We start from the raw sequence: 24593 nt of genomic DNA, 5'->3' as shown, positions 1-24593 counted from the left end.
GGGACACCGACCGACGGGGCGAGCGCCTACACCTGACGGGACACCGACCGACGGGGCGAGCGCCTACACCTGACGGGACGCCGGCCGGCCGGGCGAACGCCGGACGGGCGTACCCGAAGGCGGCGCTCGCCGCCGCCCTCACCGCCCACGCCGTGCACGGCCCCCCACCCGGGCCCCGCGAAATCCACCGGCGACACCGCGCCCCGGCCGGTATACAGTGCGGAAACTCGTTGCATCTTCACCTAATGGGGGATCTTCATGGGGCTGTTCGGAAACGCGCACACGGTCGACGTGGGGGCGGCACAGCGGGACTTCGCGCGACTGCTGGGCCACGGTGAGCAGGTGCACGCCGCCTTCCAGCTGGTCCGCGACACCATCCTTTTCACCGACCGGCGGCTCATCCTCGTCGACAAGCAGGGGATCACCGGCAAGAAGGTGGAGTACCACTCCATCCCGTACCGGAGCATCACGCACTTCGCGGTGGAGACCGCCGGCACCTTCGACCTCGACGCGGAGCTGAAGATCTGGATCTCCAGCAACCCCGTCCCGATCGAGAAGACGTTCACCAAGGGCGTCGACATCTACGAGGTGCAGGCGATCCTGACGCAGTTCGTCGCCCGGTAGGACGCGGCCGGACCGGTCCGCGCGTGACGCGCGGACCGGCGCTCCGGCTCAGTGTTGGAGCACCGCCTTGAGCACCACGATCATCAGTCCCAGCACCAGGTTCACCGCCGCCGCCACCGCCATCATGCGGGCGGAGGCCCCCGCCCGGCGCAGCGCCACGACCCCCCACCCGATCTGCTGCGTCACGGCGACGGCGAGCGACAGATAGGCCGCGCCGACCAGCCCCAGCCCCAGCAGCGGGCTGACCGCCACCGCGACGGCGGGCGGCACCGCCGCCTCCACCGTCGGCCTCTCCGCGACGCCCACCCGGCGGACCTCGCGCCAGGTCACCGCCTGGTGCAGGATGCGTTCCCCGGCCAGCCGGGCGTAGACGTGCGCCGCCCAGAAGACCACCCCGGTGGCGAGCAGCAGCACGATGAGCTCCACCCGCGAGTAGTCGCCGCTGGCCGCGGTGCCGGCGACCACCGAGGCGGCCAGCAGCGAGCCGTAGACCGCGCCGCCGTAGTCGGTACGGATCGTGCCCGTGGCCGCGTCGGCGACGATGCCCTCCATGTCCTCACCGGCGTCCCCGACCGCCCCACCACCGTCGGGCGGGCGGTCGTCGTCCGGTCCCCGCGCGGGCTTCCGACGTGTCATCCCTCCAGGGTCGCCGCTCCCCCGAGGTCCCGCACGGCCGCGGGTGCCGCCCGGGTCTCGGTACGGAGCCAGGTCTCGGTACGGCCCCGGGTCTCGGTACGGTCCCGCCGTCGGTCAGCGGTGCTCGGGGTTGGGGAAGTCGGCGCGGCAGCCGGCGTCCCAGGCGGAGCGCTGGTTGCCGTGGGCCGGGATGCCCCCGGACCGCTTGAGCAGCGCCGCGAGGTGCATCAGGTTCCACGTCATGAACGAGGTGTTGCGGTTGGTGAAGTCGTTCTGCGGGCCGCCGGAGCCGGGGTCCAGGTAGGAGGGGCCGGGGCCGGCCTCGCCGATCCAGCCGGCGTCCGCCTGCGGCGGGACGGTGTAGCCGAGGTGCTGGAGGCTGTAGAGGACGTTCATGGCGCAGTGCTTGACGCCGTCCTCGTTGCCGGTGATCAGACAGCCGCCGACGCGTCCGTAGTAGGCGTACTGACCGCGGTCGTTCAGGAGGCTGGAGCAGGAGTAGAGCCGCTCGATGACCCGCTTCGTCACCGAGCTGTTGTCGCCCAGCCAGATCGGTCCGCAGAGCACCAGGATGTCGGCGGCCATGACCTGGGAGTACAGCACCGGCCAGTGGTCGGTATCCCACCCGTGCTCGGTCATGTCGGGCCAGACGCCGGTGGCGATGTCGAGGTCGACCGCGCGGACCAGCTCCGTGACGACGCCGTGCGCCTCCATCAACGCGCGGCTCCGGTCGATCAGGCCCTGGGTGTTGCTGACCTCGGGGGTGCGCTTGAGGGTGCAGTTGACGAAGAGCGCGCGCAGGTCGTTGAAGCGGTAGGGGCCGGGGGTCTCGGCCGGTGGGGTCATCTCGGGCTCCTTACCCGTTCCTGGTGCGCCCGCGCACGGGCGCCTGCCGCTCCCCCTCCGGTCACCGGTCTACCGGACCGCGGAGTCCGGGCCGCCGTGGCGCGCCGGGCCGCCGTGGCCCGCCGTGGCCCGCCGTGGCGCGCCGGTGCGCCGGGCGCTCACACCGCCCGCACCGCCACGCCCCCCGGCCACGTCGTCGAGGACGTCCCCGAGGTGCCGGATCGGGTCCCGCACCGGCAGCGGCGAGGTGTGGCCGCCTCACCGCAGGAACGCGGCCGCGGCGTGTGGGCGACAGGCCGTCACCCCTGAGCCTCACCCGGCCCGGGTGATGTCCCGTGGCGGGCGGCTCCGCAGCATCGAGCCGAGGAACCCGAGCGCCGAGAAGCCGAGCACCGAGGACCCGAGCGCCGAGGACCCGAGAACCCGAGCATCCGCCGAGCCCGAGGGGGCGGAGAGGAGGCGTCGTGGAGGGTGACCGCAGGGCCGCCGACCGCGGCCGCGTCACGCCGCCGATGCGCGCCACGCCCAGCGAGCGGACCGCGTGGGGCAGGTCCGTGCGGGCCCTGGTGCCCCGCTCGGCCATGGGGGAGTTCACCCCGAGCACCCGGCGCGAGGACCCGGTGGCCGTGGTGGAGCGACAGTCGGCGCTCCGGGTGCCGGAGCTGGTGCCGATCCGGTACGGGCGGATGCTGGAATCGCCGTTCCGCTTCTACCGGGGCGCGGCCGCGATCATGGCGGGGGACCTGGGCGCGGCCCCGCACACCGGGATCACGGTGCAGCTGTGCGGCGACGCCCACATGCTCAACTTCCGGCTGCTGGGCTCCGCCGAGCGGCGCCTGGTCTTCGACATCAACGACTTCGACGAGACGCTGCCCGGCCCGTGGGAGTGGGACGTCAAGCGGCTGGCCGCCAGCCTGGTGATCGCCGGTCGCGGCAACGGCTTCACGGACGCGGAGCGCGCCGAGATCGTGCGGGCCTGCGCACACGCCTACCGCACCTGGATGCGCCGCTTCGCCACCATGGGAAACCTGGCCGTCTGGTACACCCAGGCCGAAGCCGAACGGCTCGACGGGCTGTTGACCCAGCCGGGGACGGGGCTGGGCAAGCGGGGGCGGCGACAGCTCGCCCGTACGGTGGAGGCGGCCCGCCGCAACGACAACGTCCACGCGTACCACCAGCTCACCGGGGTCGTGGACGGCGCCCGGCGGATCCTGGCCGACCCGCCGCTGATCACCCCGCTGAGCGAGCTGCTGCCCGATCTGGAGCGGGAGGCGCTGGAGGAGCGGCTGCACGGGCTGCTGACGGACTACCGGCTCACCCTCCCCTCCCACCGGCGGCATCTGCTCGACCAGTTCCAGCTGGTCGACATGGCCCGCAAGGTGGTCGGGGTCGGCAGCGTCGGCACCCGCTGCTGGATCCTGCTGCTGCTCGGGCGGGACGACGAGGATCCGCTGCTGCTCCAGGCCAAGGAGGCGGACACCTCGGTGCTGGCGCCGTACGCCGGCCCGAGCGTCCATGAGAACCAGGGGCAGCGGGTCGTCGCGGGGCAGCGACTGATGCAGGCCGCCGGCGACATCTTCCTCGGCTGGGACCGGGTCGAGGGCATCGACGGCCGGCGACGCGACTTCTACGTGCGCCAGTTGCGCGACTGGAAGGCCATCGCCCAGGTCGAGGCGATGCACCCGGCCGGCATGGGGTTCTTCGGACAGCTGTGCGGCGCCACGCTCGCCCGCGCGCACGCGCGGTCCGGGGACCGGATCGCCATCGCCGCCTACCTGGGCTCCGGCGACGCCTTCGACCGGGCGCTGCCGGACTTCGCCGAGGCGTACGCGGACCAGAACGAGCGTGACCACGCCGCCCTGGCCGCCGCCGCCCGCGCGGGGCGCGTCCCGCACGCCGACCCCGAGTGACGCGGGGCCCACCCGGCCATCTCCCCCGCGGCGGGCGATGTGGGCGCCGTGACCAGCGGCCGACGCTGGGTCGAGGACAGCCGCCCCCGGAGACAGGGGATCTCCCCATGAACGCACAGCCCGCAGACGACCGGCCGCTCACCTCCAACGAGCGGGAGGAGTACGAACGGCTCCGCGCCCACGCCGCCGTGCGGCACCGGCGGCTGCGCACCCTCGGGGCGTCCGTCCTGCTGCTGCTGGTCTTCGTGCTCGCGCCGGTCGGGGTGCTCGCCCGCTGGGTGAACTCCCAGGTCACCGACGCGGACCGGTATGTGGCGACGGTGGCCCCGCTCGCCTCCAAGCCGGCCATCCAGAACGCGGTGACCGATCGGCTGACCGACCGGGTGATGGACCAGATCGACGTCAAGAAGATCACCGACGAGCTGGCCGACACACTCGCCGCCGACAACGCGCCGCCGGCCGCCGTCCAGGGCGCGCGTCTGCTGACCGACCCGCTGAAGGGCGCGATCAACGGGTTCGTGCACAACGTGGTGCACCGGGTGGTGACCAGCGACCAGTTCAAGACCGTCTGGGTGGACGCCAACGAGCGGGCACACGCGGCCGTCGTCAAGGTCCTCACCGGGCAGGGCAGCAGCGCGGTGCAGGCCAAGGGCGACGACATCGTGCTCGACATCGGCACGGTCGTGGAGAACGTGCAGAAGCGGCTGGTCGACGCCGGATTCCAGCAGGCCGCGGCGATCCCGCAGGTCGACAAGTCGGTGGTGCTGGTGCACACCGACAAGCTGAACGACGCCCAGGAGGGCATGCGGCTGTTGGACATCGTCGGCACCTGGCTGCCCGTCGCGGTCGTGGTGCTCGCCGGCGCCGCCATCTGGCTGGCGCCCTCGCACCGGGTGGCGCTGATGGCCGCCGGCATCGGGGTGGCGGTGATGATGGTCGTGCTCTTCGTCGGCCTGGCGGTGGCGCGCCAGATCTATCTGGATTCGGTGCCGCTCGGCACCCAGTCCCCGGACGCCGCCGCCGAGATCTACGACACCCTCGTGCGGTATCTGCGCCAGTCCACCGGCACGGTGCTGGTCATCGCCGTGATCGCCGCCGTCGCCGGCTATCTCTACGGACCGGGGCGCGGCGCCCGCGCCCTGCGCTCCGGTGCCCGGCGGACCGTCGGCGCCCTCGGCCGGGCCGCCGCCCGCGAGGGGATGCGCACCGGCCAGGCGGGGCGCTGGCTCGACACCCACCGACGCTGGACCACCGGCATCGTCATCGGCGCCGGGGCGCTGGCCCTGGTGATCTGGAACTACCCGACCGCCGGTGCCGTGGCCCTGGTCTTCGGACTGGTCCTTCTGGTGCTGCTGATCCTCGGGGTGCTGGCGGCGGCCGGCGGAAACGGACCCCCGAGGCCGGAGCGCCCGGCCGCCGGCCACTGACCACGGCGCCCCCGTGTCGAACACGGCACGCGTCCCGCGCCCTGGGGGCGCGGGACGCGTGGTGCCGCCCGGCAGGGGTCAGCGCAGGAGTTTCTCCTTGGCGCGCTGGAACTCCTCCTCGGTGAGGTCACCCCGCGCCTTGAGCTCCGAGAGCCTGCTCAGCTCGTCCGCGCTGCCGACCGTGCCCGTCCCCGCGGCCTGGCGGATGTACTCGTCGAACGCCCGCTGCTGCTCGCGCGCGTGCTGGATCTCGCGCCGGCCCATGTCCCGGCCGCGCGCGATCACGTACACCAGCACGCCGAGGAACGGCACGACGATCACGAAGAGCAGCCACCCGGCCTTCCCCCAGCCGCTCATCTCGTGATCACGGAAGACGTCGACGAACACCCGGAACAGCAGCACCAGCCAGAAGACCCAGAGGAAGATCCACATCACGGTCCAGAAGGCGCCCAGTACGGGGTAGTCGTACGCCAAGGTCTGCGCGGCCAGGAACTGATAGCCGTCCATCGCTTCTCCTCCTGCTCGTCGGCGGTCATCGGCGGCGCCGTCGTCCGCCGATCACGTCGCCATCAGCGTCCGCCCGGACACGGAGGCCGCCCTCACCCGGCGAGGGTGAATCCAGGACCCCGGCGTCACCCCCGAACCCCCCGGGGCCATCCCCGAACCCCGGGGGCCGTCCCCAAACCCCGTGGCCGCCCCCGAAAGCTCCGGGGCCACCTCCGAACCCCCTCCGGAGCCGGTCACACAGCGTGAGAAGCGCTCACTCGATCGGCCCAGTCACTCGGCGCACACCCCCGCCCTGACGGGCTTTCCGGCCCCGGGGCATCGGACAGAGTTGCGACCGGTTGACCGCCATGAGTCCGTAGACATCGTGCTCTGCCCGACTTCACCCCTTTGGAGGAGACATGAGCACGATCCACACGACCCCCGAACACGAACGCATCGGCCAGAAGCTGCGCGTGGTGTTCTTCGTCGACGTCGTCGAAGGCGGCGAGCGCGGGTTCCGCGAGGCGTACCGGCAGATCCGCGAATCCGTCGTCGGCACACCCGGACATCTGCTGGACCAGCTCGGCGAGCCCGTCGACGGCTCCCGCCGCTGGGTGATCACCAGCGAGTGGGAGACCCCGGAGCACTTCTTCACCTGGCAGCAGAGCGAGGAGCACCAGGCGCTGGTGGCCCCGCTGCGCGTCTGGGTGGAACGGACGGAATCGCTGCGGTTCCGGATCGTCGAGGAGACCGGTGGGGGGCTGTCATGAGGCCCGCCCACGCCACCGCGAGGAACGCCACCACGGACAACGCCACCGCGGAGAACCCCACCGCGGGGAGGCGGCCGGCCTCCGGCACCACACCGGAGGCCGGCCCCGAGGCCCGCCGCGACACCCCCGACTTCCGCCCCGACGGCCCCGTGGCCGTGCTCGGCGTCGGCACCATGGGCGGCGGGCTCGCCGCCCGGCTGCTCGACCGGGGCGTGCCGGTCCGGGTGTGGAACCGCACCGCGCGGCGCACCGCACCGCTCACCGGCGCGGGCGCCGTCGCCGCGGCGCACCCGGCCGAGGCCGTCGCCGGCTCCACCGCCGCGATCTGCGCCGTGGCCGACAGCGACGCGTTGGACGCCGTGCTGCACGGCCCCGACGGGGTGCTGACCGAGGGCCCCTACCCGGGCACCCTCTACTGCGCCAGCACCGTCTCCCCCGAGGAGGTCGCCCGCATCGCCGGCCGCACCCCGTCCGTGCTGGACGTCGGGATGCTGGGCAACCGCAAGCACGCCCGCGACGGCGAGCTACGGCTCTTCGTCGGCGGCCCGCGGGACGACTTCGCCGCCGGCCGGCCGCTGCTGGAGCTGCTCGGCAAGGAGGTCGTGCACGTCGGCGAGCTCGGCGCCGGCATGCGCGTCAAGCTGCTCCTCAACCTGCTCATGGGCATCGAGGTGCAGGCGCTGGCCGAGGCCGTGGAGCTGGGGGCGGCCGTCGGGCTGGACCGTGAGCTGGTGCTGCGCACCATCTCCGGCAGCGGATTCGCCTCCCCGGTGATGTCCTTCAAGGCCCGCCGGCTGGCGGCCCGGCACTGGGACGAGCCGGACTTCCGGCTCCGGCTGATGGCCAAGGACCTGGCGCTGGCGGCCGAGCAGTCGACGGCGGCCGGGCTGCGGCTGCCGCTGGTGGACGCCGCCGCCCACACCCACCGGGACGCCACCGACCGGGGCCACGGCGACGAGGACTGTGTGGCGGTCGTCCATGCGATCGCCCCCGACCTGGGGAGGGTCGCATGATCATCGACATCCACGGGCACCTGTCGCCGCCCGAGGCGGCCGAGCGGTTCCCCATGCCGCCCAGCCTCACCGACGTCGACGGCATGCTCGCCGCCCGGGCCCAGGCGGGGATCGACCTCACCATCATCGGCAGCCCCGTCGGGGCCGGCGCGATGGCCCGGGTCCCCGGCGTCGACAACTACGCCCAACCACGCGACCGGCTGCGCGCCTTCCACTCCTGGATGTCCGGCCTGATCGCCGCCCACCCGGACCAGTTGCGCGGCTATGTGTACGCCAACCCGTTCGGCGACGACGACCATCTGGAGGGGGTCCGGGAGACCCTGGCCGATCCGGCCTTCGTCGGCCTGATCACCAACTCCAGCGTCCACGGCGAGCAGCTCGGCTCGCCCCGCGCGGACTCCTTCTTCGCGCTGGCGGCCGAGCTGGGGGTGCCCGTGATGGTGCACCCGCCGGCCGAACCGGCCGGCACCGAACAGGTCGAGGACCCGCGCTTCGTCGAGATGATCGGCCGCTTCGGCGACGTCACCACCGGCCTCGCGATGATCGCTTTCGCGGGCTGGCTGGAGAAGTACCCCGAACTGCGGCTGATCGGCGCCACCGGCGGCGGCGCGCTGGCGCTGCTGCCGGAGCGGCTGGCCGCGGCGGCGCGGCCCCGGGAGGGGCACAGCCGGGGCGGCGCCCCGGTGGCCGGGGGCCGCGCGGCGGGCGGGAGCGGCCCGCCGCGCGGGACCGGCCGGGCGGCGCCCGAGCGCCCGGCCCGCGAGGGCGCTCCGCGCCCCGGAGGCGGCACTCCGGCAGCCGGGGGCGGACGCCCCACGGCTCCCCCGCCGGCCGCCGCCGCCACCGACCCGGTCGCCGCACTGCGCCGCATGTACGTGGACACCAGCACCTTCAGCGCCGCCCATCTGCGGCTCAACGCGGAGGTCCTGGGCCCCGAGCGGATGCTGTTCGGCACCGACTCCCCGCCGCTGACCGCGCCGCTGGAGGACCTGCTGCGCACGATCGAGAAGCTTCCGATCGACGCGGCGGCCCAGCAGCTCGTCCTCGGCGGCAACGCCGAGGCCCTCTTCGACCTGAGGAGCAGACCGTGACCACACTCGACCGCCCCGGCCCCGTCGACGAACCGGTCGACGGGGCCGGGGCCCCGGCCGACGGCCCCACGGCCGCCGCCGCGGCCCAGGCCGCCCGCGGAGCCCCGGAGTTCCGGCGCGACCCCCACTCCGTCTACGCCCGGCTGCGGGAGTCGGCCCCGGTGTGCCCGATGCGCCCGCCGCACGGCGTCGACACGTACCTGGTCACCCGGTACGAGGACGCCCGGACCGCGCTGGCCGACCCCCGGCTGAGCAAGGACATGTACGGGGCGATGGACGTCTACCAGCGCATCTTCGGCGAGACGTCGGTCGCGCTCGACGACCACATGCTCAACTGCGACCCGCCCAAGCACACCCGGCTGCGCAAGCTGGTCACCGCCGCCTTCACGCCCCGCCGGGTGGAGGCGCTGGGCCCCGGGATCCAGCAGATCACCGACCGGCTGCTGGACACGTGCCCCGCGCACGAGCCGGTCGACCTGCTGACCGCGTTCGCCTTCCCGCTGCCGGTGGTGGTGATCTGCGAACTGCTCGGCGTGCCCGAGAGCGACCGCCGGGACGTGCAGACGTGGTCGACCACCATCGCCCACACCGGCTTCAGCCCGGAGTCCAAGCGGGCCGGGGCGGAGGCGGAGCGGCGGCTCCTCGGCTACCTCACCGAGCTCATCGGCGACAAGCGGGACCGGCCGGGCGAGGACCTGCTCAGCGCGCTGGCCGCGGTGCGGGACGAGGACGCGGAGGACGGCCGCGGCCGACTCACCGACCACGAGCTGGTGTCCACCGCGTTCCTGCTGGTCTTCGCGGGGCACAAGAGCACCGCGTACATGATCGGCAACTCGGTCTTCCACCTGCTGCGGGAGCCGGAGCAGCTGCGCGCGCTGCGCGAGCGGCCGGAGCTGATGGAGCACGCGGTCGAGGAGCTGATGCGGTACGACGGCTCGGTGGAGAGCTCCACCTTCCGCTACGCCGCCGAGGAGCTGGAGCTCGGCGGGGTGCCCATCCCCAAGGGCGCCCTGGTGCAGATCTCGCTGACCTCGGCCAACCGTGACCCGCGGCGGTTCACGGACCCCGACCGGCTCGATGTGACGCGTCAGGAGAACATCCAGACCGGGCATCTGGCGCTCGGTCACGGCGTGCACTACTGCCTGGGCGCCCCGCTGGCCCGGATGGAGCTGCGGACCGCCCTGACCACGCTGTTCACCCGCTTCCCCGAGCTGGCGCTGGCCGTCCCGGCGGACGAGGTGCCCTGGCTGGAGGTGCCGTTCCCGGCCTTCCGGGGGCTGGCCGAGCTGCCGGTGGTGCTCGCCCCGGCGTGACCACCGGGGCCGCGGTCCGGTGCCTCCGGGCCGCGGCCCCGTACACCGCTCCGCCGGAGCACGTACGCCCCTCGGTCAGGGCCCGTGCGGCGCCGGCCGAGCAGGGCGCGAGGGGATCCTCCGGGTGGGCCCGGCGGATCCCCTCAGCGCTGCTGCCGGTCGCGCAGCAGCCGCTCGATGTGGTCGAACCGGTCGTGCACGGCGCGCATCTCCCGGGCCAGCGCCTGCTCGCGCTCCTGGGTGAAGTCGTGCAGCGTCGCGCCCAGGTGGTGCATGTCGTGCGCCGCCCTGCCCACGAACCAGGTGGCGACCGCGGCCGTCACCACGCTGAAGGTGGTGATCCCGGCGAGCATCACCACGGTGGCGATGACCCGCCCCAGCGCGGTCACCGGATACAGGTCCCCGTAGCCGACGGTGGTGGCGGTCTCGATCGCCCACCACACCGCCCGCGGGAACGAGGTGATGCTGGCGTCCGGCGCGTTCTCCTCGGCCGGCACGATCAGCGCCGAGCCGCCCAGGAGCACCAGCACGGTGACCGCCGTGCCCCACAGCGCGGCCCGCACATGGAACCTGCGCCACCAGCCGCTGCCCAGCAGCCGGCCCATCAGCAGCCCGAAGAACGACGACACCACGGCCGGCACGCTACCCACCCGGCGTGCGTGAGGAGCGCGCCGGCACCGCGGGGCGCACGAGGGACACCCATCGAGCGCCATGAAATACCCCCAATAGGGTGTTTCTTCCGGGTAGGTGGAGCGAATCGGTCAGCCGTGTGAGACAGATGAGCTGTCCAGGAACCGGGAGGTCTGCGAGGTCCGTCGGTGCCATGAATGCCGTGCCCACCGCAGCGAACACCGTGCGCAGCGCCGTAGCGGGGGCCGCGCACGACGCGGCTCGCGCACTGCGCGGGCGTGCGGCCATGACGCTGTTGGTGCTGGTCACGGTGGTCAGCACGGCGCTCGTACCCGGTCTGGCAGCGGCCGGGCAGCCCGTGGAGCCGCGCACCGTCTCCGCCTCCAGCGAGCCGGGCGGCGAGGGTTACGCGGACGGGGCGGCGGATGGGGCCGCGGTCCGGCTGCACGGCGGGCGGCGGTGCCCGGGCGGCGCTCCCCCGCCACGGCCCGCGCCCGCCGCCCCGACGGAGCCGCACACGGACTGCCTCGCCACCGCGGGCGTCGAGTCGCCGGCGGCCGCCGCTCACGCGGCGCGCCGTGTGGTCCTGCGCTGCTGAGCCCGCGCGTTCGACGCGCCTCACCAGCCCACGACCACCCCTGCGCCCCGTGAGGACACCGCCATGCCCATCGATCCCTACGCAGTCCTGAACGCCCTGGTACGGGCCGAAGTCATGCGCGCGCTCAACGAGCGGCCGCGCCAGCGGAAGAACGACCGCCTCGACGACGACGGTGCCGCCGACGACACCGGGGAAGCCGACGCGCCGGATCCGGACCGGCCCTAGCGACCCCGGCCCGCCGCCCGGTCGCCGGTCACGACCCGCCTTCGGTTCGCCGGCCCGGCCACGGGCACCGACCCGACTCACCCCCGGACTCAGCCCCGGTCGGGGAGGTAGTACGGGCGGTGGTTCGCGGCGACCGGGGGCGACTGGCAGGTCCAGACGCCCGCGACGGGAGCGTCCCCGATCAGCTCGGTGAGCAGGCGGCCGACGGCGGAGGACGGATCCTCCACGGTCAGCCGCACCCGGTCGGGTTCCCCGCCCGCCTCGGGCCGCGGGGCGCCCTCGAGCGCGTAGCGCTGGTACGGGTGGTGTACGAGGAGCGCGCCGGCCAGCAGCCGGCCGTCGGGCTCGGTGCCGTAGCCGGTGACGGGGGTGGCGGCGACGGGTTCCCGGGCCAGTCCGGTCAGGTCGGCGTGGAGCCGGAACAGCTCCCCGCCCCGGCCGGCGATCGTCCGCCCGTCCCCGCTCAGCTCGGCCGCGCCGCAGGTCACCGACCAGACGTCCGCGGGCGGACCGTTGAGGGAGGGCATGGTGGCCGCGAACCAGGCCGCCTCCTTCGGCTCCGCGTAGAGGGTGCGGCCCGCGTCGATGGCCACCGGGTTGTCGCACAGCACCTTCAGCCGGGCGATGCCCCGCAGCCCGGTCTGGTCGAAGCCCCGGGCGTACTCCTCGTAGCCGACCCGGGGCAGCCGGCCGGCCGCGGCGGTCGGATAGGCGATGACGTTGAGCTCCACCTCCTGGGTGACCCCGAATCCCTCGGGGAACTGCGCGAAGTAGAGCTGGTAGTTGAGGGAGACGCAGGCCCGGCCGTCGAACTCGGCCACCCGCAGCGCGGGGTGGTGCTCGGCCAGCAGTTCGACGGCCGGGCCGGGATCGGTGGCGAAGTCCAGCCCGAGGTTGTGCCACGCCCCGTAGAAGAACGGGAGGAAGTACGGCTCGGAGACCGGCGGCAGCGGCAGCGGACCGGGGTGGTCGTCGGTCATCCGGACTCCGGTCAGCGGCGGTTGACCGGCCGGTACACGCACAGCGCCCAGATCACGAAGATCGCGATGGCGATCAGGATGATCGACCACACGGGCGTGTACGGCAGCCACATGAAGTTCGCGATGATGCTCAGCCCGGCGAAGATGATGCCGGCGATGAAGGACCAGCCCTGGCCGCTCAGCAGGGCGAAGCCGGTGAGCAACACCAGGATGCCGAGGATCAGATGGATCCAGCCCCATCCGGTGAGGTCGAACTCGAAGACGTAGTCGCCGATGCGGGCGTACACGTCGTCCTCGGCGATGGCGCCGATGCCCTGCAGGATCGCGAGAACACCTGCCACGATCATCAGAACCGCGGCGAAGATCACCCCGCCGTGGACGGTGTCGCTCCCCGCCCGCGCGTGCTGGGTCTGCTGGCTCATGGGGATCTCCCTTCCGAGAGCCTGTGCCGTGCGCCTGTGCGGCCCTCGCGCGGGCACACGCCGTGCATCAAGAGCGTCCGGCCGCGCCGGCACGGCGGCGCCATTTGTTAGCCCATTCGGGTGAGGGACCGCGGCATTCGCCCAGGTGGGGCGGGAGGCCGAAGAGCGGGAAGAGCCGGTCGGTGTCGAGGAAGGCGTTCAGCCCGCCGATCCGGCCGTCCGTGATCTCGAGGACCTGGAGCGCCCAGGGCCGGTGACCGGCGCCCGAGGGGTCGCGGCGGTACTGCGCGAAGGCGGGCGTGCCGTTGGCCACCACCGGCAGCAGCCGGGAGCCGCGGCAGCCGATGCCCCGGCCCAGCAGCCAGCCGCGGATGTCGGCGTGGCCGCGCAGCCACAGCCCGTACGGCGGCATGGAGAGCGTGGCGTCCTCGTGCAGCAGCGCGGTCAGCGCGTCCAGGTCGTACGCCTCGAAGGCGTCCACATAGCGCGCCAGCAGGGCAGCGAGCTCCGCGTCCAGGGACGTCACGGTGACGGTGTCGGCCACGTCGCGGGCGGCGAGGGTGGCCCGGGCCCGCTGGAGGGCGCTGTTGACCGAGGCGACGGTGGTGCCCAGCAGCTCGGCGACCTCGCTGGCGCGCCAGGCGAGCACCTCGCGCAGGATGAGCACCGCGCGCTGGCGCGGCGCGAGGTGCTGGAGCGCGGCGACGAACGCCAGCCGGACGCTCTCCCGGGCCACCGCCACCTCCGCCGGGTCGCCGCCCTCGGGCACCACCCGACCGTCGGGCACCGGGGATATCCAGGTGGCCTCGGGCAGCGTGTCGGGCAGCGGGACGCCGGGGCTCACCGGCGAGGCCAGATCCATCGGACGGGCCCGCCGCCGGCTGCCGCCGAGCATGTCCAGGCAGACGTTGGTCGCGATGCGATACAGCCAGGACCGCAGCGTCGCGCGCCCCTCGAAGGTGCCGAAGCTCCGCCAGGCGCGCACCATGGTCTCCTGGACGGCGTCCTCCGCCTCGAAGGGGGAGCCCAGCATCCGGTAGCAGTACCCGGTCAGCTCGACGCGATGGCGCTCCAGGCGCGCTTCCACGCCCTCGTCCCGCGCGGCGCCCTCGGTACGTTCAGCGCTCGTGGTGCTCCCGGTGCTCTGGGTGTTCTCGGTGCTCTCGGTGCTCTCGGGGTGTGTCGCCACGGCATCCGTCATGAGCCAGCCCTCCGCCTCGTCCCTCAGCCTAGGACGGGCCACTGACAGCGCCACCGAGGTCGAGGACGGTCCCGGAGGCCGTTGCCGACGGTGACGGACGGGGAAGGCGGACACTGGAGCCATGTGCCGAAGCATCAAGACGCTGCGACCGCCCATGACGCCGGAGGTCTCGGACGAGGACATCGCGGCCGCCGCGTTGCAGTACGTACGCAAGGTGTCCGGCTTCCACGCCCCGGCCGCGCACAACCGGCTGGTCTTCGACCAGGCGGTCACGGCCGTGGCGGAGGCGACGCGGGAGCTGCTGGACGGGCTGGAGGTGCGCGGCGCGGCACGGTCCCCGAGCCCCTGACGAGCGCCCTGCCACGACCGACGGGCCCGGTCGGGCCGGTGGCGGACCTGCGCGGCCGCCCGGCGCGGGCGACGATGGACGCATGCTGCTGGCCGACGTAGCCCGGACCTCCGGGGAGGTCGCGGCCACCGCGGCCCGCTCGGCGAAGGTCGCGGCCCTGGCCCGGCTCTTCGCGCGGACGCCGCCGGACGAGGCGCCTGTAGTGATCACCTACCTCGCCGGCCGGCTGCCGCAGCGCCGCACCGGGCTGGGCTGGAGCACGCTGCGCGAGCGACCGCCGCCGGCCACCGAGGCGCGGCTGGAGGTGGCGGAGGTGCACGCGGCGCTCGACCGCATCGCGGCCGTGGCCGGGAAGGGCGCGACCGCCGAGCGCAAGCGGCTGCTGGCCGCGCTGATGTCCGCCGCCACCGAGGAGGAACAGGGCTTTCTGCTCCGACTGATCGGCGGGGAGCCGCGCCAGGGCGCCCTGGACGCGCTCGCCGTCGAGGGGCTCGCCGTGGCCGCCGACGCCCAGCCCGAGGAGGTACGCCGGGCGGTGATGCTGGGCGGCTCGCTCGGCGCGGTGGCGCGGGCGCTGCTGGCCGGCGGCCCGTCGGCGCTGGCGGCGTTCCGGCTGGAGCTGGGGCGGCCGGTGCAGCCCATGCTGGCGCACAGCGCCAAGGACGTGGACGAGGCACTGGACCGGCTGGGCCCCTGCGCGGTCGAGGAGAAGCTGGACGGCATCCGGGTGCAGGTGCACCGCGACGGCGAGACGGTGCGGATCTACACCCGCACCCTGGACGAGATCACCGACCGGCTGCCGGACGTCGTCGCGGCCGCCCGCGAGCTGGCCGCCGACCGGGCCGTGCTCGACGGCGAGGTGATCGCCCTCGACGAGGACGGCCGGCCCCGCCCCTTCCAGGAGGTCTCCAGCCGGGTCGGCTCCACGCTCGACGTGGCCGGCGCCCGGGCCGCGCTGCCGCTGCACCCGGTCTTCTTCGACCTTCTCGCCCTCGACGACCGGGAGCTGCTCGGCCGTCCGACCCGCGAGCGCCACGCGGAGCTGGCGCGCATCGCCCCGGCAAGGCGCCGGGTGCGACGGCTGGTGGCCGAGGACCCGACGGACCCCGACACCCGCCACGCGGTGCGGGAGTTCGCCCGGGAGGTGCTGGAGCAGGGCCACGAGGGGGTGATGGCCAAGGCGCTGGACGCCCCGTACAGCGCGGGCCGGCGCGGCGCGGCCTGGTTGAAGGTGAAGCCGGTGCTCACCCTCGATCTGGTGGTGCTCGCCGCCGAGTGGGGCCACGGCCGTCGCACCGGCAGGCTCTCCAACCTGCACCTGGGCGCCCGTCTCCCGGACGGCGGCTTCGCCATGCTCGGCAAGACCTTCAAGGGGCTGACCGACGCCACCCTCGCCTGGCAGACCGAGGCGCTCCAGCGGATCGCGGTCAGCGACGACGGCTGGGTGGTGCGGGTCCGCCCCGAGCTGGTGGTGGAGATCGCCTTCGACGGCCTCCAGCGCTCCTCCCGCTACCCCGCCGGAGTCACCCTGCGCTTCGCCCGCGTCGTGCGCTATCGCGAGGACAAGTCGGCGGCGGAGGCGGACACGGTGGAGACGGTGCTGGCGCTGCGCGCGGGGGCCACGACCACACCGGAGGCCACGACCACACCGGAGGCCACGACCACACCGGGCGTCACGGCCACACCGCCAGGCACGGCCACTACGGAGGGCACGACCACACCGCAGGACACGACCACACCGCCAGGCGCGACCGCATCCGATGTCAGGACCCCGCCGGAGGGTGGCCCCGCCCCTTGAAGTTGTCCAGGTCGGACGCCAGCACCTGGATGGCCAGCAGCGCGATCAGCGCCCCGATCGCGGTGAACACGGCGGCTGCCGTGAAGGCCGTGCTGATGCCCGCCGTCAGGATCTCGTCGTTCCAGGGCGGCGGCAGCCGCCCCGTGGTCGCGAACGCGGCCCGCTCGCTCGCGGTGGCCTCGGCCAGGAAGCGCGGGACGACCTCCTCGGCCCGGTTGCGGCTGGCGGTGGAGAAGACGGTCACCAGGATGGACAGCCCGAGCGAACCGCCCACCTGCTGGGTGGCGTTGAGCAGCCCCGACGCGGCCCCGGCCTCGCGTGGGGCCACGCGCGAGACGGCCATCAGGGTGAGGCAGATGAACTGGAGCCCCATGCCGAGCGCGAAGACCAGCATCGGGCCGAGGATGGACCCGGGGTAGCCGCTGTCCGGCTCGACCCGGGTCAGCCAAACCAGTCCGGCGGTGGTGAGCAGCGCGCCGGCCACCAGGTGCGGCTTCGGGCCGAAGCGCGGCAGCAGCTGGGAGGCGAGCCCCGCGCCGACCACGATGAGCGCGCTCACCGGCAGAAACGCCACCCCGGCCTGGAGCGGGCTGTAGTCCAGCACGTCCTGCACGAAGAGGGTCAGGAAGAAGAAGACGCCGAAGATGGCGGCGGCCAGGTTGAGCGCGATCCCGTAGGTGGCCGCGCGGTTGCGGTCGCCGAACATCCACAGGGGGGTGATGGGCTGCGGCGACCGCCGCTCGACCACGACGAACGCCGTCAACAGCACCACCGCCGCCCCGAACGCGGTCAGCGTCAGCGGGTCCCGCCAGCCGTCCTGCGCGGCCCGGATGAAGCCGTAGACCAGCGAGGCCATGCCGAGGGTGGAGGTGAGCGCGCCGGACAGGTCGAAGTGGCCTGGATGGCGCTCGGATTCGGCCAGCCGGCGCGGTGCGATGAACGCGATGGCCAGGCCGATCGGCACGTTCACGAAGAAGATCCAGCGCCAGTCGAGCCACTCGACCAACATCCCGCCCGCCAGCACCCCGATCGCCCCACCGGCCGCCGAGACGGCGGAGAAGACGCCGAAGGCCCGGTTGCGCTCCGGGCCTTCGGTGAAGGTCGTGGTGATCAGCGCCAGCGCGGTCGGGGAGGCGATGGCGCCCCCGGCGCCCTGGAGCGCCCGGGCCGCCAACAGCCAGCCGGAGGTCTGCGCCAGCCCGCCGAGCAGCGAGGCGAACGCGAAGAGCAGCACCCCGTAGCTGAACACCCGTCTGCGGCCCAGGATGTCGCCGACCCGGCCGCCGAGCAGCAGCAGCCCGCCGAAGGCGAGGGTGTAGGCGTTGACCACCCAGGACAGACCGGTCGTGGAGAAGTCCAACGCGCTCTGGATGTCCGGCAGCGCGATGTTGACGATGGTGATGTCCAGCACCACCATCAGCTGGCACGCGGCGATGACGGCGAGTGCCATGCCCTTGCCGCCACCGCCGTCTCCGCGGCGCCCGGCCGTACCCGTCTGCGCCGGGCCCGCCGGGCGGGAGGTCGCCATGATCGTGCTCGGTCGGTCCTGCCGGGCCCACGCCGTCGCCCGGGCCCACGCCGTCGCCGCTCGGGGGGGGGCACACGCCCGTTCCCCGCGGCCTCCGCGCTCGTCCGTGACGGTCGAGCCGGCCCTGATCAGGGCTCCGGCCCCGACCGGGGCACCGGCCCTGATGCGGGCTCCGGCCCCGATGCGGGCGTCGACGCGCGGCGGCGCTCGTTACCCCCGACCGTAGACCCGCCCCGGGACGGCCACCAGTCGATCTTCGGGTGTCAGAGCCTCCTGGCCGCCCGCGCCAGTCGATAGGCCGCCAGGTCGCGCACGGAGATCAGCGGCATCAACCGACTCGCCGCCAGCCGGCTCAGGTCCTCGTAGCGCGCCATGCTCCAGTCCGGCTTGACCACTTCGCACATGGTGGTGACGCCGGACAGCCCGGCCAGCAGGGAGAGGTCGACGGCGGCCTCGGTGTGGCCGTCGCGCTGGAGCACCCCGCCCGGCTGGGCCCGCACCGGAAAGACATGGCCGGGCCGGCACAGGTCGTCCGGAGCGGTGGTCGGGTCGGCCAGGGCCCGGATGGTGCGGGCGCGCTCCTGCACGGAGATGCCGGTGGTGCCGCCCTCCTTCAGGTCGACGGAGACGGTGAACGCGGTCTCGTGCAGCCCGGTGTTGTCCGTCACCATCTGCGGCAGCCGCAGCTCGGCGGCGCGCTCGTCGGGGAGCGCCACGCAGACCACCCCGGAGGTGTGGTCCAGCAACTGCTGGAGCGCCTGCTCATCGGTGTGTTCGGCGGCGACCATCAGATCGCCCTCGTTCTCACGGGATTCGGCGTCGAAGACGACGACGAAACCGCCCTCGGCGAACGCCTCGATCGCCTGCTCCACCGCGAGCAGACGCTCGGTCGTGGCCCCGGCCTGCTGCGTCGTGTGTGCGGTCTGATCCACCACTGCCATGGGAGTGGCCCTCCTGCCCTTCCATACGGGTCTGCCAGGAGCGGGCGGGGGCGTGGTGTGGGATGTCGGAAGCCGGTGCCGCTCCCCGTCCGCCTGCGCAGTTCCGGGGATCGCGAGCACGGCCGACGCGATGGGCGGAGCCCCGGGCCCGGTTCTCGGCCGGACCGGCGCAGGGCGAGCCATCGCACGAACCTCGTGCCGCCGCGTACTTCCTACCATCCGGACTTTGACCGTCGGTCCCGGAGTTCCACCGGGTCAACCGGCCGATGGGTTCGGCCGGGTCGCGGACTTTCACCGCCGGTTCGGAGTTTCACCGACCCCGGAGCACGCGAGTACTCTGCGAGCATTTTGACACAGAGCCGAGAGGTGACGAAGTGTCAAGTATCACATCTCTCGGTGCTGAGTGAAGATCAGTTTGCTTGGCCACCAGGCCAGTTAGCGCCAGCGACGACCGACAGCCGAGGGCCGACGCGACGGATGGCCAGGCCGCCCGTCCGCTGCTGAAAGGCTGGCGTCGCGCGGGGCGCCGTCGTCAGGGGCCTCCGCCCGAGCGGAATGGAACCGAAAGGCTGAAGCGTGGGCGTGGAGACACCGGTCACCGAGGAGCGGAGCCCGGACCGATCGGCACCGGGGTGGCGGTCGGCGGGCGGGTCGCGCGCCCTACGCCTCCTGGCGCCGCCCGGCGGGGTCGGTCGGGCGCGTCGGGCGGCGGCCTGGGTCGCCGTGGCTCCGCTGACCGTGGTCAGCGTGGTCATGGGATGCCGGGCGGCGGATGTCGACGGAGTCACTCCGGTGCCGCAGCTGCTGGCGTTCCTGCCCTGGCTGCTGGTCCCCGCCGCGCTGGGGCTGCTGCTGGCGATCGTCGGCCGCTGGCCCGCCGGGTGTGTGTGGGCCCTGGTGGCGGGGGTCGTCACCGGGTGGTTCATCCAGCCGTACGACGGGACCGCCGCCTCCGAACCGCGGGGGCGGGTGGTCGCCAGGGTGCGGGTGTTGACGGCGAACCTGGAGTTCGGCCGGGCCACCGAGGGGCTGTTGGCGGCGCTGCGCGCGGAGCGGCCGGACCTGGTCTCCGTCCAGGAGTGCGACGTCCGCTGCGCGGCGGCGCTGGACACCCCCGCCGTGCGCCGGGCCTATCCGCACCGCAACGTCGTCATCGGCGGACCGGCCGAGGGCTCGGCGATCCTCAGCCGCTATCCGCTGACGGACGAGGAGGGGGTGCCGGGCACGCTCTCCATGCCGGGCTCGGTGGCCACCGTCGCCGGGCACCTGGTGCGGGTGCAGGTCGCGCACCCCATGCCCCCGGTGCCCGGGGGAGTGGACCTGTGGCGCACCGAGTTGGGCTGGCTGCGCGACCACGCCGCCGGACGCGGCAGCCTGCCGACCCTGATCGCCGGCGACTTCAACGCCACCCAGGACCACGCCGCCTTCCGCGCCCTCCTGGACACCGGGCTGCGCGACAGCGCCCGGCTCACCGGCGCCGCCCGCACCCCGACCTGGCCCAGCCTCACCGCCCCGCCGCTCGGCGCCCAGATCGACCACGTGCTGGTCAGCGAGGCGCTGTGGCCGCGCGCCACCCGCTTCCTGGACCTGGCGGACACCGACCACCGCGCGCTGCTGGTCGACCTCGACCTGCACGACCTACCCGCCGCCTCCGCCGCCCCGGCCCGTTAGCTGGTCCACCACCCAGCTCGCCTGACGGGTCACGTTGCGCAGGTGGTTGGCGAACGGGATCCGCACATGGGTGCCCACCCCGCAGACCCAGATCCGCTCCGGGACCAGCCGCAGCCTCGGGCCCAGCCACTCCACCGGCTCGGCCGCGGCCACCGGGGGGCGGGCCGCCAGGTGCAGCGTCCCGCTGCCGCGCTCGCGGTGGAGCACGGGCGGGTGAAAGCCGGTGCCGGAGACCACGTGGTCGAAGCGCTCCACGGTGCCGTCGGGCCACCCCACCCGCCAGCCGCCCCCGAGCCCGCCCGGCCCGGGGCCGGCCTCGTACGCCACCTCGTCCGGATAGCCCGGCGCGACGGTCAGCGCGCCGGACTCGAAGTGACCGAGCAGCCGGCGGGCGTTGACGACGGTGAGCGCGGTGGCGTACCGGCCGGTGAACCAGGGGTTCTCGTCCAGCAGCCGCTGGAGCCGGCCCGGCGGCAGCGCCGGGGCGAAGTCGATCAGGGTCTCGATCAGGCTCACCATCACCCCCTCCCACTGGCAGGCGTCCGAGTCCACCAGCGCGATCTCCTCGCGCAGCCGCCGCTCGGGGTCGGTCTCCGTCGAGATCTGCTCGCGCAGGGGGCGCGGCCCCAGCGAGCGCACCGCCTCCACCGCGCGCCGCATCACCTTCCACTCCAGCAGCGGGTCGTCGGGGTCGATCCGCGGGATCCGCTCCAGCGGTGGCAAGCGGGCCCGGGCGGGCGGCCCGAGCGAGGTCCGTACGGCCGGCAGCTGCCCGGACGGCGAGGTCATCACGGTGCGGTGGCCGTCCCGGCACAGCAGCAGGGCGGCGTCCACGGCGGACTGCCGGGAGCCGACCACCAACACCCGGGCCCCGGCCGGGTGCTCGTCGCGCAGCGCCCGGACGCGCGAGGCCGGGTAGGGGCTCTCCAGGAACCGCGGCGCGTGCGTGTACCGGTCGAAGCCGGCCGGCACGCGCGGCGTGCGCACCCCCGTGCAGACCACCACATCGGTGGCGGACACCGGCCCGCCGCCCGCCGACACCACCGCGTACCGCTCCTCGCCCACCACCTCGACCGCCAGGGCCAGGTCGCGGACGTGTCGCACCTCGATGCCGTGCGCGGCGGCCCGATCACGGGCGCGCAGATAGCGGTGGTGGCAGTACTCGGCCATCCGGGAGCGCTCCACGCAGTCCTCGCGCCGCCCCTGCCAGCCGGCGGACCGGAGATAGTCGGCGAAGTCGTCGGGGCGGCTCGGCAGCAGGGAGTTGATCCCCACCGCGGAGTTGCACAGCAGCAGCGGATCGTCGTCGCCGAACGCCAGCCCCCAGCCGATCTGATGGGGGTCCACCACCGCGATCGTCCGGACCTCCTCGCGCGCCTCCGCGCTGGTGGCCGCGGCCACCAGTTGGACGAACACACTCGCCCCGGCGGCCCCGCCGCCGATGACCACGACATCCCGGCCCATGCTGCGCATCCGCACCTCCACCGGACACGGTGCCCCGGCCGGGCCCCCGCGACGCGCGGCCGTCGGGGTGGTCTGCCGGCCACCCGCCGAGCGCGCGCCCCATCGCACGCCCCTCACCACACGACGCCGAAACACGCGCGGCACCGGGTCGGAGGGCGGGCGCCGGCGCGGCGTACGGGGCCTTGGGGCCGGCGCGGCGTACGGCCTCAGCGCGGGCGCGGCGTGCGTGCCCTGGCGCCGGCGTGGCGGACGACCGCCCGGGCGGTGACGACGGTGGTGGCCGGGCGGGTCCCCCCACTGCCCGGCCACCACCTCCCCCCCTGGGATCGGCGTCGACGGTGTCAGACGCCGATGTCGCGGCCGTCCCGGCGCCAGACGCTCACCACGGCCGGGCGGGTGATCCGGCCCGGGCCGTCGGGCCAGTGCGAGGCGGGCTTCTCGACGCTGGCGCCGTCCACCTCACCCGGGTGCTGCACGGAGACCAGCACCCGGCGGCCCTGCACGATCGGGCCGCAGGTCTCGGCCCCGGTCGGCACGGTCAGGAACTGCCGCACCTCACCGCGCCGGCTGCCGGCGGTGGCCACGCCGAACAGGCCGTCGTGGCTGCCGAGCTGGTTGCCGTCGGTGGAGATCCACAGGTTGCCGTGCGGGTCGAAGGTGACGTTGTCCGGGCAGGAGATCGGGGAGACCCGGTCCTTGGGGAAGCCCGCGAAGTAGGTCGACGGGTCCTTGGGGTCGCCGGCGACCAGGAAGAGCCGCCAGGCGAAGCGGTCGGAGGCCGGGTCGTCCCAGTGCTCGGCCAGCTCCAGGATCTGCCCGTGCTTGTTGAGGTTGCGCGGGTTGGCCTCGTCGGCGCCGGCCTTGCCCGGCTTGCCGCGGTCGCTGTTGTTGGTCAGCGCGACGTACACCCGGCCGGTGCGCGGGCTGGGCTCGACGTCCTCGGGGCGGTCCATCTTGGTGGCGCCGACCTTGTCGGCGGCCATCCGCGTGAAGACGTAGACCTCCTCGGCGGTCATCCCCTCCACGAAGGACTTCTTGCCGCTGGCCAGCGGGATCCATTCACCGCTGCCGTCGAACTGGCCGTCCGCCGGGAGCCGGCCGCTGCCGTCGATCTGCTCGGCCGGGCTGTCGCCGGTCAGCTTGGCGACGTACAGCGTGCCCTCGTCGAGCAGGGTGAGGTTGTGCTCGCGGGCGGCGCGCGAGTCGCCCTTCATCATCCGCTTCGAGGACACGAACTTGTAGAAGTAGTCGAAGCGCTCGTCGTCACCCATGTAGACCACCGGGCGGCCGCTGGCGGTCAGCCGCGGCTGCGCGGCCTCGTGCTTGAAGCGGCCCAGCGCGGTGCGCTTGCGGGGCGTGGAGTGCGGGTCGTACGGGTCGAGCTCGACCACCCAGCCGAAGCGGTGCGGCTCGTTCGGCTCCTTGGTGACGTCGAAGCGCTTGTCGAAACGCTCCCACTTGCGCTCGGAGGCGCCGCCGGTGATGCCGTACCGCTTGAGGCGGGCGGCCTCGGTCGGGTCGGTCACACCGCCGCCGTTGGCGAAGTACTGGTTGAAGTTCTCCTCGCCGTGCAGCGTGGTGCCCCACGGGGTGGTGCCGCCGGCGCAGTTGTTGAGCGTGCCGAGGACCTTGGTGCCGGCCGGGTCGGCGGAGGTGCGCAGCAGGGCGCTGCCGGCCGCCGGGCCGGTGACCTTGAAGGGGGTGGTGGCGGTGACGCGACGGTTGAGGTGGTGCCGGGGGACCGCGGTGAGCTTGCCGGTCTTCTGCTCCTCCTGGACGACGACCACGGAGAGGCCGTGCGCGGCCCAGGCGATCTCGACCTGCTCGCGGGTCGGGTTCTCCGGGTCGTACTTCTCGAACATCAGCACCTCGTCGGTGTACTCGTGGTTGGCCACGAGCACCTGGCGGTGCTTCTCGCCGCGGAGCGGGAGCAGGGAGAGGAAGTCGTTGTTGTAACCGAACTGGCCGGCCTGGGCCTTCGCGGTCTGCTTCGCGGGGTCGAAGGCGGGGGCGCCGCGCAGGATCGGCTCGCCCCAGCGGATCACCACGTTCTGGCCGTACCCCTCGGGGACGGTCACGGCGTCCTTGGTGTTCGGCTTCACCGGCGCGAAGCGCAGGCCGCGCGCGGCGTCCTTCACCCCGCCGGGCATGGCGGCCGGGGACTGGCCGGCGGCCCGCGCCTGCGGGGCCTGGCCCAGCGCGGTCACCCCGGTGGCGGCGGCCACGGTCACCACGGCGCTGGCGCGCAGCACGTTGCGGCGCGAGAGGGCGTCCGCGATGACATCGCCGAGGTAGGCGTTGTCGCTGGTGTTGGGGACGTCCTGGAAGCATGCGTCGCCACAGCGGTAGCGACAGGTCATGGCGGAACGGCCGCCCGGGTGCGAGCCGATCAGCGGCAGGAACTTGCGCACGTCTTCCCCTCCGTATGGGCATCACCGGCGCGTCCTGCGCCGACATGACGTCGGAATCGATCCGCCGCGAAGCTACGGGGCGTGGCCCGCGAGCCGACGACCGCACCATGAACCGAGAGTGAACGACAGGCGACTTGAACGACTGTGCGATCGCGTTTCGGCCATTCCGGCGCGGGCGGGCGCCGCCCGCCCGTACCGCTAGCCTTTCGGCACCACAGATGGCCATACGCTGTGCACCGCACTTCGCACACCGCACCGC

Annotated in this window: 23 protein-coding genes and 1 riboswitch; of the genes, 12 read left to right on the top strand and 11 right to left on the bottom strand. The window is 73.9% G+C overall.

Annotated elements, in window-relative coordinates; genetic code table 11:
* Positions 1-258: 258 nt before the first annotated feature.
* A complete protein-coding gene (locus tag LRS74_RS17170) occupies positions 259-624 on the top strand; it encodes a PH domain-containing protein (RefSeq protein WP_277741821.1) in 366 nt (121 codons plus the stop codon).
* Between the two features lie 48 nt (positions 625-672).
* On the opposite strand, the gene LRS74_RS17165 is transcribed toward LRS74_RS17170, so the two are convergent.
* Both LRS74_RS17165 and LRS74_RS17160 read right to left on the bottom strand, forming a co-directional pair.
* Complete coding sequence (locus LRS74_RS17165; protein ID WP_277744796.1) at positions 673-1176, bottom strand: hypothetical protein; 504 nt, start codon at positions 1174-1176, stop codon at positions 673-675.
* Positions 1177-1374: 198 nt separating this feature from the next.
* A complete protein-coding gene (locus tag LRS74_RS17160; protein WP_277741820.1) occupies positions 1375-2106 on the bottom strand; it encodes a flavodoxin family protein in 732 nt (243 codons plus the stop codon).
* 512 nt (positions 2107-2618) lie between these two features.
* On the opposite strand from LRS74_RS17160, the gene LRS74_RS17155 reads away from it, so the two are divergent.
* Entirely contained in the window at positions 2619-4016 is a 1398-nt protein-coding gene (locus LRS74_RS17155) for a DUF2252 domain-containing protein (protein WP_277744795.1), read from the top strand.
* Between the two features lie 107 nt (positions 4017-4123).
* Positions 4124-5443 carry a hypothetical protein gene (locus tag LRS74_RS17150; protein WP_277741819.1) on the top strand — a complete coding sequence of 440 codons (1320 nt, stop codon included), beginning with the start codon at positions 4124-4126 and terminating at the stop codon, positions 5441-5443.
* A 78-nt stretch (positions 5444-5521) separates the two neighbouring features.
* On the opposite strand, the gene LRS74_RS17145 is transcribed toward LRS74_RS17150, so the two are convergent.
* Positions 5522-5950: an SHOCT domain-containing protein gene (locus tag LRS74_RS17145; protein ID WP_144383247.1), complete on the bottom strand. Its 429-nt coding sequence runs from the start codon at positions 5948-5950 to the stop codon at positions 5522-5524.
* Positions 5951-6348: 398 nt separating this feature from the next.
* Between LRS74_RS17145 and LRS74_RS17140 the strand changes: the two genes are divergently transcribed.
* Genes LRS74_RS17140 through LRS74_RS17125 form a run of 4 tightly spaced genes read left to right on the top strand, consistent with a single transcriptional unit; the run spans position 6349 to position 10116 of the window.
* Entirely contained in the window at positions 6349-6699 is a 351-nt protein-coding gene (locus tag LRS74_RS17140) for an antibiotic biosynthesis monooxygenase family protein (protein ID WP_277741818.1), read from the top strand.
* Positions 6696-7712 (top strand): NAD(P)-dependent oxidoreductase, encoded by a 1017-nt coding sequence (locus LRS74_RS17135; RefSeq protein WP_277741817.1) that lies wholly within the window; start codon positions 6696-6698, stop codon positions 7710-7712. Before LRS74_RS17140 ends, LRS74_RS17135 begins: the two co-directional genes overlap by 4 nt.
* On the top strand, positions 7709-8803 hold the full coding sequence (locus LRS74_RS17130) for an amidohydrolase family protein (protein WP_277741816.1): 1095 nt from the start codon (positions 7709-7711) through the stop codon (positions 8801-8803). Before LRS74_RS17135 ends, LRS74_RS17130 begins: the two co-directional genes overlap by 4 nt.
* Entirely contained in the window at positions 8800-10116 is a 1317-nt protein-coding gene (locus LRS74_RS17125) for a cytochrome P450 (RefSeq protein ID WP_277741815.1), read from the top strand. Before LRS74_RS17130 ends, LRS74_RS17125 begins: the two co-directional genes overlap by 4 nt.
* Positions 10117-10259: 143 nt before the next feature.
* Here LRS74_RS17125 and LRS74_RS17120 read toward each other — a convergent pair whose 3' ends face one another.
* Positions 10260-10748, bottom strand: a complete 489-nt coding sequence (locus LRS74_RS17120) for a potassium channel family protein (RefSeq protein WP_277741814.1) — start codon at positions 10746-10748, stop codon at positions 10260-10262.
* 200 nt (positions 10749-10948) lie between these two features.
* Here LRS74_RS17120 and LRS74_RS17115 point away from each other — a divergent pair, with 200 nt between their 5' ends.
* Both LRS74_RS17115 and LRS74_RS17110 read left to right on the top strand, forming a co-directional pair.
* Positions 10949-11344, top strand: coding sequence for a hypothetical protein (locus LRS74_RS17115; RefSeq protein ID WP_277741813.1), 396 nt, complete (start codon positions 10949-10951; stop codon positions 11342-11344).
* A gap of 63 nt (positions 11345-11407) precedes the next feature.
* Positions 11408-11569 (top strand): hypothetical protein, encoded by a 162-nt coding sequence (locus tag LRS74_RS17110; RefSeq protein ID WP_186318985.1) that lies wholly within the window; start codon positions 11408-11410, stop codon positions 11567-11569.
* 89 nt (positions 11570-11658) lie between these two features.
* On the opposite strand, the gene LRS74_RS17105 is transcribed toward LRS74_RS17110, so the two are convergent.
* The 3 genes from LRS74_RS17105 to LRS74_RS17095 form a co-directional block, all read right to left on the bottom strand.
* Positions 11659-12549: a hypothetical protein gene (locus LRS74_RS17105; RefSeq protein ID WP_277741812.1), complete on the bottom strand. Its 891-nt coding sequence runs from the start codon at positions 12547-12549 to the stop codon at positions 11659-11661.
* An 11-nt stretch (positions 12550-12560) separates the two neighbouring features.
* A complete protein-coding gene (locus LRS74_RS17100; protein WP_277741811.1) occupies positions 12561-12971 on the bottom strand; it encodes a hypothetical protein in 411 nt (136 codons plus the stop codon).
* A gap of 67 nt (positions 12972-13038) precedes the next feature.
* Positions 13039-14172, bottom strand: coding sequence for a sigma-70 family RNA polymerase sigma factor (locus LRS74_RS17095; protein ID WP_277741810.1), 1134 nt, complete (start codon positions 14170-14172; stop codon positions 13039-13041).
* Positions 14173-14293: 121 nt separating this feature from the next.
* Here LRS74_RS17095 and LRS74_RS17090 point away from each other — a divergent pair, with 121 nt between their 5' ends.
* Together LRS74_RS17090 and LRS74_RS17085 are read left to right on the top strand one after the other, a co-directional pair.
* Positions 14294-14521, top strand: coding sequence for a DUF2277 domain-containing protein (locus LRS74_RS17090; protein ID WP_277741809.1), 228 nt, complete (start codon positions 14294-14296; stop codon positions 14519-14521).
* Between the two features lie 82 nt (positions 14522-14603).
* Entirely contained in the window at positions 14604-16319 is a 1716-nt protein-coding gene (locus tag LRS74_RS17085) for an ATP-dependent DNA ligase (protein WP_277741808.1), read from the top strand.
* On the opposite strand, the gene LRS74_RS17080 is transcribed toward LRS74_RS17085, so the two are convergent.
* On the bottom strand, positions 16285-17769 hold the full coding sequence (locus LRS74_RS17080) for an MFS transporter (protein ID WP_277744794.1): 1485 nt from the start codon (positions 17767-17769) through the stop codon (positions 16285-16287). The genes LRS74_RS17085 and LRS74_RS17080 overlap by 35 nt on opposite strands.
* A 341-nt stretch (positions 17770-18110) precedes the next feature.
* Entirely contained in the window at positions 18111-18788 is a 678-nt protein-coding gene (ribB, locus tag LRS74_RS17075) for a 3,4-dihydroxy-2-butanone-4-phosphate synthase (protein ID WP_277741807.1), read from the bottom strand.
* Between the two features lie 201 nt (positions 18789-18989).
* Positions 18990-19120: riboswitch (FMN riboswitch) on the bottom strand.
* A gap of 250 nt (positions 19121-19370) precedes the next feature.
* On the opposite strand from ribB, the gene LRS74_RS17070 reads away from it, so the two are divergent.
* On the top strand, positions 19371-20459 hold the full coding sequence (locus LRS74_RS17070; RefSeq protein ID WP_277741806.1) for an endonuclease/exonuclease/phosphatase family protein: 1089 nt from the start codon (positions 19371-19373) through the stop codon (positions 20457-20459).
* Here the strand turns inward: LRS74_RS17070 and LRS74_RS17065 are convergent.
* Complete coding sequence (locus LRS74_RS17065) at positions 20427-21932, bottom strand: FAD/NAD(P)-binding protein (protein WP_277741805.1); 1506 nt, start codon at positions 21930-21932, stop codon at positions 20427-20429. The two genes, LRS74_RS17070 and LRS74_RS17065, sit on opposite strands and share 33 nt — an antisense overlap.
* Before the next feature lie 332 nt (positions 21933-22264).
* The gene (locus tag LRS74_RS17060) at positions 22265-24334 is read right to left on the bottom strand and encodes a PhoX family phosphatase (protein WP_277741804.1); all 2070 of its coding nucleotides are present in this window, start codon (positions 24332-24334) and stop codon (positions 22265-22267) included.
* Positions 24335-24593 lie beyond the last annotated feature (259 nt).

Origin of the sequence: Streptomyces sp. LX-29, from assembly GCF_029541745.1 — a bacterium.
Lineage (GTDB): Bacteria > Actinomycetota > Actinomycetes > Streptomycetales > Streptomycetaceae > Streptomyces.
The sequence above is the reverse complement of the archived record's forward strand: the minus strand, read 5'-3'. Positions and strand labels throughout refer to the sequence as shown.

What these genes read in the sequence shown, in the direction of transcription:
- LRS74_RS17170 (WP_277741821.1), top strand. Translation starts at nt 259, where the DNA reads ATGGGGCTGTTCGGAAACGCGCACACGGTCGACGTGGGGGCGGCACAG.
- LRS74_RS17165 (WP_277744796.1), bottom strand. Translation starts at nt 1,176, where the DNA reads ATGGAGGGCATCGTCGCCGACGCGGCCACGGGCACGATCCGTACCGAC.
- LRS74_RS17160 (WP_277741820.1), bottom strand. Translation starts at nt 2,106, where the DNA reads ATGACCCCACCGGCCGAGACCCCCGGCCCCTACCGCTTCAACGACCTG.
- LRS74_RS17155 (WP_277744795.1), top strand. Translation starts at nt 2,619, where the DNA reads ATGCGCGCCACGCCCAGCGAGCGGACCGCGTGGGGCAGGTCCGTGCGG.
- LRS74_RS17150 (WP_277741819.1), top strand. Translation starts at nt 4,124, where the DNA reads ATGAACGCACAGCCCGCAGACGACCGGCCGCTCACCTCCAACGAGCGG.
- LRS74_RS17145 (WP_144383247.1), bottom strand. Translation starts at nt 5,950, where the DNA reads ATGGACGGCTATCAGTTCCTGGCCGCGCAGACCTTGGCGTACGACTAC.
- LRS74_RS17140 (WP_277741818.1), top strand. Translation starts at nt 6,349, where the DNA reads ATGAGCACGATCCACACGACCCCCGAACACGAACGCATCGGCCAGAAG.
- LRS74_RS17135 (WP_277741817.1), top strand. Translation starts at nt 6,696, where the DNA reads ATGAGGCCCGCCCACGCCACCGCGAGGAACGCCACCACGGACAACGCC.
- LRS74_RS17130 (WP_277741816.1), top strand. Translation starts at nt 7,709, where the DNA reads ATGATCATCGACATCCACGGGCACCTGTCGCCGCCCGAGGCGGCCGAG.
- LRS74_RS17110 (WP_186318985.1), top strand. Translation starts at nt 11,408, where the DNA reads ATGCCCATCGATCCCTACGCAGTCCTGAACGCCCTGGTACGGGCCGAA.
- LRS74_RS17105 (WP_277741812.1), bottom strand. Translation starts at nt 12,549, where the DNA reads ATGACCGACGACCACCCCGGTCCGCTGCCGCTGCCGCCGGTCTCCGAG.
- LRS74_RS17100 (WP_277741811.1), bottom strand. Translation starts at nt 12,971, where the DNA reads ATGAGCCAGCAGACCCAGCACGCGCGGGCGGGGAGCGACACCGTCCAC.
- LRS74_RS17095 (WP_277741810.1), bottom strand. Translation starts at nt 14,172, where the DNA reads ATGACGGATGCCGTGGCGACACACCCCGAGAGCACCGAGAGCACCGAG.
- LRS74_RS17090 (WP_277741809.1), top strand. Translation starts at nt 14,294, where the DNA reads ATGTGCCGAAGCATCAAGACGCTGCGACCGCCCATGACGCCGGAGGTC.
- LRS74_RS17085 (WP_277741808.1), top strand. Translation starts at nt 14,604, where the DNA reads ATGCTGCTGGCCGACGTAGCCCGGACCTCCGGGGAGGTCGCGGCCACC.
- LRS74_RS17080 (WP_277744794.1), bottom strand. Translation starts at nt 17,769, where the DNA reads ATGGCACTCGCCGTCATCGCCGCGTGCCAGCTGATGGTGGTGCTGGAC.
- ribB (WP_277741807.1), bottom strand. Translation starts at nt 18,788, where the DNA reads ATGGCAGTGGTGGATCAGACCGCACACACGACGCAGCAGGCCGGGGCC.
- LRS74_RS17065 (WP_277741805.1), bottom strand. Translation starts at nt 21,932, where the DNA reads ATGCGCAGCATGGGCCGGGATGTCGTGGTCATCGGCGGCGGGGCCGCC.